The 13,277-nt window shown below is 74.0% G+C and carries 16 protein-coding genes; 11 read left to right on the top strand and 5 right to left on the bottom strand.

Annotation, left to right across the window (positions count from 1 at the left end):
• Window positions 1–91: 91 nt before the first annotated feature.
• From ACI78Z_RS08490 to ACI78Z_RS08500, 3 genes are all read left to right on the top strand, one after another.
• Window positions 92–970, top strand: a complete 879-nt coding sequence (locus tag ACI78Z_RS08490; RefSeq protein WP_457036086.1) for a phage major capsid protein — start codon at window positions 92–94, stop codon at window positions 968–970.
• Window positions 970–1,290, top strand: a complete 321-nt coding sequence (locus tag ACI78Z_RS08495) for a hypothetical protein (RefSeq protein ID WP_457036087.1) — start codon at window positions 970–972, stop codon at window positions 1,288–1,290. Before ACI78Z_RS08490 ends, ACI78Z_RS08495 begins: the two co-directional genes overlap by 1 nt.
• A 141-nt stretch (window positions 1,291–1,431) precedes the next feature.
• Window positions 1,432–1,617, top strand: a complete 186-nt coding sequence (locus tag ACI78Z_RS08500; protein ID WP_457036088.1) for a hypothetical protein — start codon at window positions 1,432–1,434, stop codon at window positions 1,615–1,617.
• 438 nt (window positions 1,618–2,055) lie between these two features.
• On the opposite strand, the gene ACI78Z_RS08505 is transcribed toward ACI78Z_RS08500, so the two are convergent.
• The 3 genes from ACI78Z_RS08505 to ACI78Z_RS08515 all read right to left on the bottom strand — a co-directional run bounded on the left by ACI78Z_RS08505 (window position 2,056) and on the right by ACI78Z_RS08515 (window position 4,251).
• Complete coding sequence (locus ACI78Z_RS08505) at window positions 2,056–2,223, bottom strand: hypothetical protein (protein WP_457036089.1); 168 nt, start codon at window positions 2,221–2,223, stop codon at window positions 2,056–2,058.
• Between the two features lie 512 nt (window positions 2,224–2,735).
• Window positions 2,736–3,209, bottom strand: a complete 474-nt coding sequence (locus tag ACI78Z_RS08510) for a quercetin 2,3-dioxygenase (RefSeq protein ID WP_457036090.1) — start codon at window positions 3,207–3,209, stop codon at window positions 2,736–2,738.
• Between the two features lie 160 nt (window positions 3,210–3,369).
• Complete coding sequence (locus ACI78Z_RS08515) at window positions 3,370–4,251, bottom strand: PIG-L deacetylase family protein (RefSeq protein WP_457036091.1); 882 nt, start codon at window positions 4,249–4,251, stop codon at window positions 3,370–3,372.
• A gap of 67 nt (window positions 4,252–4,318) precedes the next feature.
• On the opposite strand from ACI78Z_RS08515, the gene ACI78Z_RS08520 reads away from it, so the two are divergent.
• A complete protein-coding gene (locus ACI78Z_RS08520) occupies window positions 4,319–4,966 on the top strand; it encodes a PadR family transcriptional regulator (protein ID WP_457036092.1) in 648 nt (215 codons plus the stop codon).
• Window positions 4,967–5,014: 48 nt separating this feature from the next.
• On the opposite strand, the gene ACI78Z_RS08525 is transcribed toward ACI78Z_RS08520, so the two are convergent.
• Window positions 5,015–5,812 carry a CPBP family intramembrane glutamic endopeptidase gene (locus ACI78Z_RS08525; protein WP_457036093.1) on the bottom strand — a complete coding sequence of 266 codons (798 nt, stop codon included), beginning with the start codon at window positions 5,810–5,812 and terminating at the stop codon, window positions 5,015–5,017.
• 311 nt (window positions 5,813–6,123) lie between these two features.
• On the opposite strand from ACI78Z_RS08525, the gene ACI78Z_RS08530 reads away from it, so the two are divergent.
• The 6 genes from ACI78Z_RS08530 to ACI78Z_RS08555 all read left to right on the top strand — a co-directional run bounded on the left by ACI78Z_RS08530 (window position 6,124) and on the right by ACI78Z_RS08555 (window position 11,227).
• A complete protein-coding gene (locus tag ACI78Z_RS08530) occupies window positions 6,124–6,483 on the top strand; it encodes a response regulator (RefSeq protein ID WP_457036094.1) in 360 nt (119 codons plus the stop codon).
• Complete coding sequence (locus ACI78Z_RS08535; RefSeq protein WP_457036095.1) at window positions 6,480–8,240, top strand: histidine kinase; 1,761 nt, start codon at window positions 6,480–6,482, stop codon at window positions 8,238–8,240. The genes ACI78Z_RS08530 and ACI78Z_RS08535 overlap by 4 nt, the downstream gene beginning before the upstream one ends.
• Window positions 8,231–8,875 (top strand): response regulator, encoded by a 645-nt coding sequence (locus tag ACI78Z_RS08540; RefSeq protein ID WP_457036096.1) that lies wholly within the window; start codon window positions 8,231–8,233, stop codon window positions 8,873–8,875. Before ACI78Z_RS08535 ends, ACI78Z_RS08540 begins: the two co-directional genes overlap by 10 nt.
• A 297-nt stretch (window positions 8,876–9,172) precedes the next feature.
• Window positions 9,173–9,385, top strand: coding sequence for a hypothetical protein (locus ACI78Z_RS08545; protein ID WP_457036097.1), 213 nt, complete (start codon window positions 9,173–9,175; stop codon window positions 9,383–9,385).
• A gap of 84 nt (window positions 9,386–9,469) precedes the next feature.
• A complete protein-coding gene (locus ACI78Z_RS08550) occupies window positions 9,470–10,246 on the top strand; it encodes a hypothetical protein (protein ID WP_457036156.1) in 777 nt (258 codons plus the stop codon).
• A gap of 306 nt (window positions 10,247–10,552) precedes the next feature.
• Window positions 10,553–11,227 (top strand): TIGR04222 domain-containing membrane protein, encoded by a 675-nt coding sequence (locus tag ACI78Z_RS08555; RefSeq protein ID WP_457036098.1) that lies wholly within the window; start codon window positions 10,553–10,555, stop codon window positions 11,225–11,227.
• Between the two features lie 20 nt (window positions 11,228–11,247).
• On the opposite strand, the gene ACI78Z_RS08560 is transcribed toward ACI78Z_RS08555, so the two are convergent.
• A complete protein-coding gene (locus ACI78Z_RS08560) occupies window positions 11,248–11,628 on the bottom strand; it encodes an ArsR/SmtB family transcription factor (RefSeq protein WP_457036099.1) in 381 nt (126 codons plus the stop codon).
• A gap of 283 nt (window positions 11,629–11,911) precedes the next feature.
• Between ACI78Z_RS08560 and ACI78Z_RS08565 the strand changes: the two genes are divergently transcribed.
• The gene (locus tag ACI78Z_RS08565; protein ID WP_457036100.1) at window positions 11,912–13,249 is read left to right on the top strand and encodes an MFS transporter; all 1,338 of its coding nucleotides are present in this window, start codon (window positions 11,912–11,914) and stop codon (window positions 13,247–13,249) included.
• Window positions 13,250–13,277: the final 28 nt, after the last annotated feature.

Genomic DNA, 13,277 nt, shown 5'->3' on the forward strand with positions numbered 1-13,277 from the left:
ATGATGAAGGGGCGAGGCCTGGCGCCTCGCCCCTTCGCTGCGGTCCTGGCGGCCGGCGTGATCCCTTTCGATCTCACGTCTGGAGCCACCCATGCCCGCCAGTACCGCCACCGCACCCGAGCTCACCCGCGAGCAGGTGCAGACCATCCTCGTTCAGCCCCTCAGCGCCGCGTCCGCCTTCCTGGCCGCCGGCCCGCGCATCTTCGACACCAACGGCAGTCCGGTCCGCGTTCCCAAGATGGGCGCCCCGACCAACCCGTCGTGGCACGGCGAGAACGAGCAGATCACCGAGGTCGAGGTCGACTTCGACGAGGTGACCCTTCTGCCCTCGACCATGAAGTCGGTCAAGACGCTGACCCGGTTTAGCAACGAGCTGGCCCGCCAGTCCGTCGTCAGCCTTGACGCCGCGCTGCGGGACCGCCTGGTGCGCGACGTCGCCGCGAAGATCGACGCCCAGCTGTTCGGCGCCGGAGGCGACGGCACCACCACCCCGCGGGGCCTGTTCGCCTACTCCGGCACGCAGACGGTCCCGGTCGGTGGCGCGCTAGACCTCGACCACCTGCTCGACGCCTGGGGCCTGGCCCTGGCCGCCAACGTGGACATGAGCCGGCTGCGGTGGGTCATGAAGCCGCGGGAGTTCACCGAGCTGCGCAAGCTCAAGGACGCCGGCAGCCGCTACCAGCTCCAGCCCGACCCCACGCAGGACGGCGTGTTCCGCCTGTTCGGCGCTCCGGTCACCATCACGTCCCGGGTGCCCGACACCACCGCGACCACCCCGACCGCCCGCGCCGCGCTGGTCGACTTCTCCCAGATCGCCGTTGCCCGCGACCAGGCGCCCACGGTCAAGGTGCTCGACCAGACGTTCGGGGACTACGACCAGATGGCCCTTCGGGTCACCGCCCGGTACGACGCCGCCCCGCTCAACCCGGAGGCCATCGTCGTGCTGAGCGGCATCACCATCCCGGCCTGATGCCTCCCATCGCGGAGGACGTGGCCGCGTACCTCGGCCGGCCCGGCGACACCACCGTCGTCGGGCTGGCCGAGCACCACCTGCCCATCGTCGAGGCGATGGTGCGCCGCTACGTCCGCGGGAACGGGTTCGACGCCGCCGGCTTCCCGGACGGCGACCTGTCCGCCGTCATCGTCTCCTGCACCGCCCGTGCGGTCTCCAACCCGGCGCACACCGTCACCGAAGCCATCGACGACTTCAACATCCGTCACGGCGTCTTCAACGGCTGGACCCTGCCGGAGCTGGCGATCCTTCACAGCTACCGCCGCAGAACCGCCTGACACTTCCGGCTCCAGTTCGCCCCTGGCGTTTGAGTCATCCCTTCGGAGCCGGGGCTAGTACCCCGGCCGCCAACGTTCGCCCCCTGCCGATGCGGCGCGGACTGGTAGACGCGGCACCCCGGATGGCGAAAGGTGACGATCATGACAGCACCGGACGATGCTCGTACACGCTGGCCTGACAGCGGCAGCCCCGGCTATCAGGTCCTGCCTGAGCAGGTGGCGCTCGAAGATACGGTCGCCTACCAAGCGGCCGAGCCAACGGAGCCCCCGCCCGACTGGAGCACTGGCTTCGGTGACGTGGGGGACGGCGGTGACGGCGACGGTTAGCGGGCACTACCGGACCCCCTCACTCGGTGAGACAGGTCGACACGCCGCTGTCTCACCGAGCCGCCTTCAGGGCGAACGTTGCCCGGCGCGGCACTAGTTGCTCACTGGGTGCGGATGGCAAGTTCCTCTCGCAGGGCGACGACCTCCCGCCTCAGTGAATCCGTGCCCATGTTGACAGCCCAGGCCACCAGCGCCGTGTGAATGGCGAGCCCCAGGATCGTGAGGATAGCAAGACCGAGAAACACTCAAACTCCGATTCTTTTCTGTCGGTGATCTAATAAGCATCCTCACAATGTTCGACGGGGCCGGTGGCGATGCTCGTCCGAGCCCCCACTCGGATTGGGTAGAGCAGAGGTCAGGGCCTGACTGAGGGCTTCTAGCGTCCACCGCGAGGCCCGCGGTGCACATTAAGCCGGGAGCCCGTTCGGGCTGAACTGCTTACAGGGCCGTCGCCATGCCGAAGCCCAGGAGGTAGGTCACCACCGGCCACACGACGGTGAGCAGCGTCTGCGGGTTCCGCAGCAGCGCACGGACGTCGGCGGCAAGGGACGTGCTGGGGGCCGTGGTGGTCTCGTCGGCGGGCAGGTGGGCGGTAACGTCGAGCATGGTCCTCAGTCCTTCTAGGTGGGGATCAAGGCCCCGTTCGGTGTCCCAGCATCGGCGGGGCCGTCCTGTTCTTTGGGGTGCCGGCTGGTGCCAGCGTGGTGGCCAGCGAACGGCGTTCACGGTCGTCCGCGGGGGTCCGCGACTTACTCCACAAGCCGCTGACCAGGCCAGACGGACGTAGGCGCACCTCGGTGGACAGACCTCCCGCGCCCTTTTAATCCGCGGGTTGTGGGTTCGATCCCCACGGGGCCCACCCAGCGTCACGTCGCCATGCCTGCCGGTCGATGTCCGGCCGGGCGCCACTCCAGCCATGCCTGCACAGCGCCCTGGTGAGCGGGACGGTGGCCGCCGGCGAGCGCTCTCCGGGGGGAGAACTGCCGTTCCGTACTGGTCCAGGCGCTGAGCTCGACTCGCACGACGGGGCACCAGGGTGACCGTTGGTCGAGCCCTGGGCCGGGCCCGCCCGACGTCCGGGGGACATGGGTCCATCGCCATCCGGGCGCGACCCGGCTCTATGGCCAGTCCGTGAGCAGCTCGGCGCCGTAGTGCGCAGCCAGTGTCACGACCCGTTCCAGATCGGGCGGTGCCTGCTCGGCCGGCAGGCTCCGGTCGGGTGCCGGCTCACCGAGTTCGACGAAGAACGACTCCAGACCGCCGGGCGTGACCCAGCTGAGGCTCCGCACCTGCTCCGTCCGCACCGTCAACAGGTGCGGTACGTCGCGGGGGCAGAAGACGAACGAGCCGGGGGTGGCCACGAACGTGTCGTCGCCCACGCGGACGACGACTTCCCCCTCGAGCACGAAGAAGGACTCGTCCTCCCGGTGGTGCACGTGCGGTGGTGGCTCGGCGCCCTTGGCGATCACTCCTTCCATCAACCCGAAGGAGCCGCCTGTCTGCTCCGCCGCGGCGAGCACGGTGACCAGCTCACCGGCCGACACGTAGCTCGTGGCGTCGCGGAGGTTCAGCGCGAACGGAGAGGACGGCATGTCCCACCTCCACCAGGTTCGACAGTGGGGATCCGACGTGCGGCAGAGCCGACGCGAGGTGTCGAGGCCGCGGAGACCGACCTCTGGTCGACGTGGCTGTCGACGCGGCAGTCGGCGGCGTCGCTGACCGACGAAGCCGTTGTAGGAGCGGCCCTCGAGGTCATGACGGCGCACGCCCTCCCGCTCCTCCGGGGCCGATGCGGATGGCACGGTCCGCCTCGGGCACCAAGGACTCCTCCCACGAGCCACCGGTCCACGGCGGCACGACGCGACGCGCGTATGCGGTGCCGAGGAATGCCAGACGCAGGTCCGGAGGCAGGCCCTCGAACGGTGAGGCCTGGGACGCGTGCGCGGCGATGGCCCGCTCTCGCTCGGCCACGTGGTCGGTGGTGTCGGCAACGGTCGTGACGTCCTCGTCCGGGGTCCCGCTGACGGTGATGTCCTCGTCGAGGTAGGCGATGTCGGGGCGCTGCTCTCGCATGACGGCCAGCCAGCGCGCCAGGAGGGACTGCGGGAGGCAGTTGAGGTAGACCCTCTGCACACCGACGGCCTGTGCCGCGACGAGTGCGGCGTCACGGATCCGGGTGTGGTCCCGGTGGCCGTCGCCGTCCTCGATGGTGAGCAGCACGTCGGGGCGGAAGTCCGCGACATGCTGGACCACCGCGCTGACCACCTGCTCGAACGGTGCACCGCTCAGACTGCCGTGAGGGAGCGGCCCGGTCATCCCGGAGTCGACGAAGTGGAGCAGGTCGACGCGCTCGACGCCGAGCAGTGGCGCGGCCTCACGCAGTTCGCGCTCCCGCACCGCAGCGAGGTGCGCAGGACGCCACGTCCGGCCGGGCGGTGGCTCGCCCGCCTCCCCGCGGGTGGCGCAGCAGACCGCGGTGATGGCGCCGGCGGTCGCGGCGTGCAACAGCCACGAGCCGCAGCCGAAGGTCTCGTCGTCCGGGTGCGCGACGACGACCTGTACCCGGGGGCGGGCGGTCGGGGGTCGGTCGGCGCTCGGGAGGTCCTTCTGCCGGCCGGGGTTCGAGGTGGCCATGATGGCTCCACTGCCCATACATACTGCCTTCTGCAGTATCGACAGCCTAGACCCTGCCCTGGGCACCATGTCAATCTCCAGCATGCCCTCGACCCGGAGCACTCGGCGTACGACCACCTCGTACGCGATCCTGGGACTGCTGTCGGTGCGGTCCTGGACCACGTACGAACTGGCCAAACAGGTCACCCGCAGCCTGAACTGGTTCTGGCCCCGAGCCGAGCGGAAGATCTACGACGAGCCCAGACGCCTGGTCGATGAGGGACTCGCGACGGCCACCAAGGGTCACACCGGCCTACGGCCCCGCACCGTCTACAGCATCACCGACGAGGGCCGTCGCGCCCTGCGTCAGTGGCTCGACGAGCCTGCCGCGCCGCGCACCATCGAGTTCGAAGCCATGCTCAAGCTCTTCTACGCCGACGCCGGCTCGCTGGAACAGCTCACCGCCGTACTGGCTGGGATCGAGCGCGAAGCCGCCCAACGACTGGCCGACCTCCGGGCGATGACCGAACGTGCCCTCGAAGGCGACACCGAGTTCCCCCAGCGCCTGCACCTCAACGCGTTGGGTACCAGGCTGTACCTGGAGCAGGAGACGACCGTGCTCCGCTGGGCCCGATGGGCCCGGGCTCAGGTGGCGACCTGGCGATCCACCACTGACCCCGGACCGTGGGACGCCCGCGCGGCACTCGAGGAGCGCACCGACCTGCCGCCGGCCTGACGACATCGGCCACGCCGCTCGCCGGCACCCGCGCGGCCGAGGTCGACGTCAGAGCAGGATCGGGAGGATGTTCAGCAGCGCGAGGCTGTTGAGCGTGATGTGGGCCGCGATGCCGATCCGGATGTCCCTGAACCGCCAGACCACGTACACCATGGGCCCGAGGATGATGATCAGGTTGACCACGTCCCACGGCTTCCACAGGTGGTAGAGGGCGAACAGGCTGGTGTTGACGAGTACGGCCCAGGCGCCGAACCGCCCGATGCGGGGCAGCAGGTAGCCCCGGAAGTAGAGCTCCTCGACGAGGGGGCCGAGCAGGATCAGGATCAGGACGTAGCCGACGGCCGTGACGGTCTTCGCGGTGCCGCTGCCGCTCTCGGCGAAACCCGCCGGAAGGGGATCGAGCGCCCAGCCGGGCATCCAGGAGAAGAAGGAGTCCTTGATGCTGCTGCCGATCCCGAGCACGGACACGGCGAAGCCCCAGGCCACCAGGGCCACGACCAGCAGGACCTTGCGCCACGTGAACGGCCCCGGCCGGAAGGGCAGCACGGCGGCGATGCGCCAGGAGCCGGTGCGTCGGTGTGCCTCGCGCAGCAGCCAGCCGAGCTCGGCGGTGACGAGGACCAGGCCGACGGCGAGGACGGCGGCGCCGATGGCCGGGTAGCCCGCGCGCATCACCGCGGGCGCTGCGGCGTAGAAGACGGCGGCGGTGAGGATCCCGGGCACGAGGTGCAGGGCCACGGACACGGGCAACGGCTGCTGCTCGACGTCCTCGACCGCCGGCGCCGTCAGCGGCAGGTCACCGCCGTGCACCGCTGGACCGGTGTTCACGCTGCGTCCGCTGGGCATCGGAGGGCTCCTCGAGGTGTCGAGTGCGGTGCATCGGTCGCATGGAGCGTCAGGGCTGGGCCGCTCGTCCGGCACGGGGCCACCCCGCGGGATCCCGAGGGCTGACCCTGTAGCGCCGGGGACGGAGCGGGTCCGAGCGGGCGAGCAGACCGGCGGCGCCGGGTGTCCGAGGCGGTACCGGCCGGCTCGGCCGCGGCGTAGCCTCGTCGCTCCGTCCCGGCCCGCGGGGGAGCCGGCGAGCGTGTGCCACGAGGGTTGGCCCGGTAGTCGCCGATCCCTCGGGCGGAGAGCATGCCGGTGTGGAGGCGCGGGTGGTCATCGTGGACGATCACCCCGCGTTCCGGTCGATCGCCCGGCGGCTGCTCGCCGCCGGGGGGTTCGCCGTGGTGGGCGAGGCGGCCGACGGCGCGGGTGGACTGCGCGCCGCCCGCGCACTGCGCCCGGACGTCGTGCTGCTGGACGTGCAGCTCCCCGACGCCGACGGGTTCCAGGTGGCGGCCGCGCTGGCCGCCCTCCCTTCCCCGCCGGCCGTCGTCCTCGTCTCCAGCCGGGCGGCGCGGGACTACGGGAACCGGCTCTCCGAGGGAGGCGCGCGCGGGTTCATAGCCAAGGACCAGCTGAGCGGGAACGCGCTCCGCGCACTGCTGGAGGCGGCACCCCCGTGCGGGTGACTGCTCGCTCCCGGGCGGCGGTGGCGGGCGCCGGGGTGCTGGGCGGGCTCGGCGCCGGCGCTGCGTTGGTCTGGGGCGGCTACACGGTGCCCGCGGACCTCCTCGCTCCGACGCTGGTGCTCGACCTCGCCGTCGGCTGGTCGTTCATCGGCGTGGGGCTGATCGCCTGGTCACGTCGTCCGGGCAGCCGGGTGGGCCTGCTCATGGTGGTCCTGGGGTTCGCCTGGTTCGGCCGGCTCGTCGTGGCGATCGCGACGCCCGCCGGGTTCGTGGTCGGGATGCTGCTGAACACGCTGCACCTCGGCGTGCTCATCCACCTGCTCGTCAGCTTCCCCGACGGCCGGGTGCGGACCTGGCCGCAGCGGGTGGTCGTCACGATCTCGTACCTGCTGGCCACCCCGGCGGACCTGGTTCTCCTCCTGCTGCGCGGCGTCCCCCTGCTCCCGACGGAGGCCGTTCCCCCGGGCGGCGTCGTGATCACCGTGCGGGGGGCCGTGCAGGGGCTCACCGTGGTGGGAGCCGGGTCCCAGGCGTTCGTCGCGGTGTTCGCCGCGTCGGTGATCGCGCTGGTCGTGCGCCGGTGGCGCCGGGCGAGCGCGGTCCGGCGCCGCACGGCGGCACCCGCGGTCTGGGGCGGCGTCGGGATCGTCGCGGTGATCCTCGCGCAGCGCGTCGGGTACCTGCTGCAGGTCCCGCCCGAGGTCGCCGTGGCCCTGGCCTGGGCGGCCAACGTCGTCCTCGTCGTGTGGCCGCTGGCGCTGCTGATCGCCCTGATGCGCAGCCAGCTCGACCGGTCCTCGGTGGGCTCGCTGATGATCGAGCTGGGCTCGGGCGTCCCCGAGCCCGACCGACTCCGCGCGGCGCTCGCCCGGACGGTGCACGACCCGACGCTGGAGCTGGCCTACTGGATCCCGGACGAGGGGGTGTTCGTGGACGCGCACGGGGTCCCGGTCGCGATGGCAGCCGGTGGCGACGAGCGTGCGGTGACCGTGGTGGAGCGCGACGGCGAGCCCATCGCCGCCCTGCGGCACGACGCCGCACTCGTCGCCGAGCCCGAGCTGGTGGACGCCGTGGTCGCGGGCGCCGGGATGGCGTTGCAGAACGAGCGGTTGCACGCCGAGGTCCGCGCACAGCTGCGCGAGGCCCAGGCGTCACGGGCCCGGTTGGTCGACGCGGGAGATGCCGCGCGCCGGCGGGTCGAGCGCGACCTCCACGACGGAGCGCAGCAGGCGCTGGTCTCGGTGGCCCTGGCGCTGCGCCTCGCGCGCTCGCAGCTGGGGACGGTGCCCACGACGGAGACCGCGGCACTGCTGGACGAGACCGCCGCGGAGCTGGACACGGCGCTGCGGGAGCTGCGGGAACTCGCCCGCGGCATCTACCCGGTGCTGCTGAGCGACGCCGGGTTGACCCCGGCGCTCCGGTCGCTGGCCGATCGGTCCCCCGTCCCCGTCGTCCTCGCCGCCGACGACGGACCCCGCATGCCCACGCCGGTCGAGCAGACCTGCTACTTCGTGGTGTCCGAGGCGCTGGCCAACGCCGCGAAGCACGCGGCGGCGAGCGAGGTGCGGATCGGGATCGGCCGCCGCCCCGGCCACGTCGTGGTGGAGATCGCCGACGACGGTGTGGGCGGCGCCGACCCGACGGGATCGGGTCTGCGCGGGCTCGACGACCGCGTCGCCGCCCAGGGCGGACGGCTGGACGTGCACAGCCCGGCGGGCGCCGGCACGACCGTCCGGGCGGAGATCCCGTGCGCCTGATCGTCGCCGATGACGCGGCGCTGTTCCGGGAGGGGGTCGCCCGCCTGCTCACCGGAGCCGGGTTCCAGGTGACCGCCACGGCTCGCGACGCCGCGGAGCTGGTCGCCCGGGTGGACGACGACCCTCCCGACGTCGTCGTGGTGGACATCAGGATGCCGCCCACCTTCACCACCGAGGGCCTCGACGCCGCTCGCACCCTGCGCGAACGCCACCCCCGTCTCGGCATCCTGGTGCTGTCGGCCCACGTGGAGCCGCACTACGCCCTGCAGCTGCTCGAGACCAACGCGACAGGAGCCGGGTACCTGCTCAAGGAGCGCGTGACCGACCTGACCGAGCTCACCGACGCCCTCCACCGGCTCGCGGCCGGCGGACTGGTCATCGATCCGGCGGTGGTGGCGCAACTGGTGGGCCGGCGCCGCGTACGGAACCCCGTCGACGAGCTGAGCACCCGGGAGCGGGAGGTCCTCGCGGTCATGGCCGAGGGCCGGTCCAACCAGGCCATCGGGGAGCGGCTGTTCCTCAGCCCGAAGACCGTCGAGGCCTACGTGCCCAGCGTGTTCACCAAGCTCGGGCTGCACCAGGGACCCGACGACCACCGCCGCGTGCTCGCCGTGCTCGCCTTCCTCCGCAGCTGACCCGCGACGGCGGCGGGCCCACCTGGACCGAGCGCCGCGACGCGCCGGTGTCGCACCGGTGCGAGCGCGACCGAGCGCCGCCGGGAGCCGTTCCACGCTCGGGCGCAGGGGGCTTGTCGACAAGGCGGTGGGCGCAGCGACGGGTCACCGGCCGCGGGACGGGGCCTCCACAACGATGCGGTGACGGGCGCTTCCGCAGCGCGTCCGCGAGCCCGGATCGGCCCTGGTCGGCCCCTACTTTTCGGGCTGTCCGCGGCACGTCCCCGGCCGCGACGGACCCGCCTGAGGAGACCCCGCGTGAGCGCGCCCACCACCACGAGATCCGAGCACCGGCCGACCGACGACGGGCTGGCCCTGCTCCTGGACCTGTTCGCGCTCGAGCCCGCCGAGGAGCCGCAGCGCCGTCCGGCCGACCGGCCGCGGGTCCCCGTCCGGGCGCGGGTGCAGGACTGGGCACGGCGGGCGGCCCTCTGGGGCGCCGGGCCACAGGGGGCCTGGCGTGCCTGGTGAGCGCCCGGCGCCCGGGATCAGGTCGATGAGGACCCGGTCCGCCGGTCCGGCGGCCGGACCGCACTGCGGAGGTGGACTGTGGTGATGGTGGGGCTGGTGGAGGCCGCGCTGGCCTTCGTGGCACTGATCGGCCTGGTGATCGGGCTGGGCCGGAGCTCGACGGCCCGGTACGAGCGCGCCCGCGCGCAGGAGGCCCGGCAGCAGGCGGCGTCCGCGGCGCCCCAGCAGCGGCCCGAGGCCGGCTCGGCGAACCACCCGGCCGGCCGTCAGGTGTCCGCGTGGTGGCTGGTCGACGAGGCCGGGGACCAGCGGGGCGCCCGGGTGCTGGCCGGTCCCTTCCCCGACCGGATCGCGGCGGACTGGGCCGCGGTCTGCGAGGGGCTGCCCGCCTCGGCGTCCGCCGTCTACGGCGCGCGCCGGCCCGACGGCACCCTGGTGCGGCGGCAGTCGCCTGCCGAGCGGGCGTGGCTCGCCGAGCTCGGGCACCAGCTGGACGGGCTGGCCGAGGACTGGGACGAGCTGCTGACGGACGCCGACGCGCTGACCACGCTGCTGGTGGAGGTGAGCGCGGCTCTGGTCGAGGCCGGGTTCGGCCTGCACGACTGCGCCGAGGACAGCCCGGCCGGCGGCGTGTGCCTGGTCCCCGATCCCGGTCACCGCGGCATCCTGGTCAGCTGGCGCCAGCACGACCGGATGAGCGTCGAGCGGGTCCGGGGCGCCGCGGTGGAGGCGTCGGTGCAGCGGACGATGAACTCCGCGATCGCCGACGTCCTCGTCGAGATGGGGTTCCCCGTCACGCCCGTCGGGACGAGCGGGAGCCACCTCGTGGTCGCCTCCGAGCAGTCCGCGTCGGCCGCCTGACGGGCCGGGCTCGGCCGGCTCGAGGGACGGGCGCCCCGCGGACCTGCGGATCACGGGCCACGGGGCGGCCCTCCGCACATGGCCGTCACGTGGTGGTCGTGCACGGGAGCGGAGCGCACCGGCATCGGCTCCGCGGCGGACGGCGGCACCCGGAGGGGCCCGCCCCCGAGCTCAGCCGATGCCGGGCCCACCAGCTCGGCGGGCGACGGAGGACCCTTCCGCCGTCCGTGCCGGGATGGAAGCGTCAGGGGCAGGTCCCTCCGCGGAGACGTCGGCCGGAGCGACCACGTCTGCGGGGGTGAGGACATGGGCGGCAGGACCTCGGACACCGCAGCGCGGCTCGACGTCTACGAGGTGGCCCACCTGGCCGGCGGCCCGGCCCGCGTGGTGGACACGGCGGTGGTCGTGCTCGTGCGCTCGGGTCGGGTGCGCGTGCACGCGCCCGGCGAGCTGGCGACGGCGGAGCTGACCCGGCGTCATCCCGTCGAGGCGGCCGTGCTCGACGCCATCGGGCCGACCGGGCACCGGACCGTGGAGACGGTCCGGTGGCGACTCGCCGGCGACGAGCGGATCGGGAACCTCGCCCGTCGGCTGCAGCAGGAGGGCCTGCTCCGGCCTCGCGGGCTCGGCGCCCTGCCCCGGCGCGAGGCGGCGCCGGTGTCGCCCACCCGATCGGGCCGCCGGCTGCTGGCCCGGCTGCGGGAGGAGCGCGGTGCCGTCGACGAGCCCTGGCGGGTCGCCCTCGGCGGCCGGGCGGCCATGCAGGACCACCGACTCCGGGCCGCGGTGTTCGAGCCGCCGCAGGCCGAGCGGGACGTGGGCCGGCGCAGCATCCGTGCGGCCCGCAGAGAGCTCGCCGCCCAGGATCCGACCCTGTCGGCGCGGTACACGTTCGGGACCGCGGCGGGGAGCGCCGCCGTGGTGGGCTTCGGTGACGGCGGCTTCGCTGACGGCGGAGGCGGTGGTGACGGGGGCGGCTGACGCCCGCGGCGACCGGACCGTCAGCAGGCGGACGACGGCAGCGCGTCGGCGGCCGTGCCCGCGGTGCTGAGCACCCCGGCCAGCGTGTCCAGCGCGCCCGGCACCAGCGCGTAGTACGCCCACACCCCGCGCTTGTCGCGGGACAGCAGCCCGGCGTCCACCAGCACCTTGAGGTGGTGGGAGACCGTCGGCTGGGACAGGCCCAGCGGCTCGGTCAGGTCGCAGGCGCACGCCTCCCCACCGGCGTGCGCCGCGACCAGGGACAGCAGCCGCAGCCGCGCGGGGTCGGCGATCGCCTTGAGCACCCGGGAGAGGTCGCCGGCCTCCTCGGCGGAGAGCGGGCGGCGGACCAGCGGAGCGCAGCAGACCGCGGCCAGCGGGAGAGGGGTGTCGACGCTCACGCGGCCAGTATGCCGATGAGATAGACGGTCGTCGATGGGTCCGCGACACGACCGCCTGAGGGCCGGCGGACGGCGTCGCGCCGTGCCGCACGTCCCACCCGCGGGGCGGGACGTGACCACCGTGACGTTTGAGCCGGTGCTGTGGCCACCTGCACAGACGTGGGGACGGCGGGAGCCGCCCGGAGCTGCCACCGTGGACGTGGGTGCCCGAGGTCGTGTGCTCTCCCCGCCCCTCGAGCGGCCACCCCTGTGCGGTGGCCCGTGTCCCCTCTGCGAGGTCCCCGTGCGCACCTCTCCGCTGCTCTCGCGTGCCCGCACGCACGTACCCGTCCCCCTGCGCGCTCCCGGAGAGCCGTCGCTGCCCCGGCTGCACGCCGCGGTGGCCGCCGTCTTCGCCCTCGACGGCGCGGTCTTCGGCAGCTGGGCCGCCCGCGTGCCGGACGTCGCCGCCACGGTGGGCGTGGGGCACAGCGCGCTCGGCGTCGCGCTGCTCTGCCTGTCCATCGGCGCGCTGGCCGCCATGCAGGTCACCGGCGCGCTGTGCGCCCGCCTCGGCGCCGGGGTGGTGACCACCCTCGGGGCGTTCCTGCTCTGCGTGTCGGTGGTGCTGCCCGGCCTGGCGACGTCCATGCCCGGGCTGTGCGCCGCCCTGCTCGTCTTCGGCGGGGCCACCGGCATGGTGAACGTGGCGGCCAACGCGGTCGGTGTCACCGTCGAGGGCCGGCTCGCGCGGCCGGTGCTGTCCGGCCTGCACGCCGGGTTCAGCTTCGGCGGCCTGGCCGGCGCGCTGCTCGGCGGCCTGCTCGCCACGGTCGCCGGCGTGGCCGCCCACCTGGTGCTGGTCGGTGCCGCCGGGCTGCTGGTCACCGCGTGGGCTGCGCGGGCCCTCGCCGGCGCGGACGGGCCCCGGCCCGCGGCGCCCCGCGCCGCCGCCGCCGACGAGCGGCGGTCGCGGCCCACCGCGGTGCTCGTCGTCCTCGGTGCCATCGCTGGCTGCACCGCCTTCGGCGAGGGCGCGCTCTCGGACTGGGGCGCGCTGCACCTGCGCGACGAGCTCGGGGCGACGACGGCGGTGGCCGCCGCCGGGTACGCCGGCTTCTCCCTCGCCATGGCCTGCGGCCGCCTCGCCGGGGGCCGGCTGGTGGCGGCCCTGGGGGAGCGGCGGCTGCTGGCCGGGGGCACCGTGCTGGCCGCCGCCGGCGGGATCGCCGCGGTCACCGCGACCTCGGTGCCGACCGCCCTGGCCGGGTTCGTCGTGGTCGGACTGGGGCTGGCGAACGTCTTCCCGCTGGCCGTCTCGCGGGCCGGCCTCCTCGGGGGCGCCCGCGGCATCGCGCTGGCGACCACGGTCGGCTACACCGGGCTGCTCGGCGGTCCGCCCCTGATCGGCCTGGTCGCCGAGCACGCCGGGCTGCCCGCGGCGCTGGCGACGGTCCCGCTGCTCGCGCTGGTCGCCACCGTGCTGGCGCTCTCGGTCGCGGGGGACGCGGTGCGGGCGCCCGTGACACCGCGCGGCCTGGTCGCGGTCGTCGCGCCCCGGGTCCAGCCGCTGGTGTCGGGCTTCGGCCACGGCACCGCGGTCTACGTCCGTGAGCTGCGGGTCCTGGACCCGTCGACCTGACCGGACGCCCCGGTTCGGCTTGAGGCCG

Source organism: Geodermatophilus sp. SYSU D01176, from assembly GCF_054050015.1.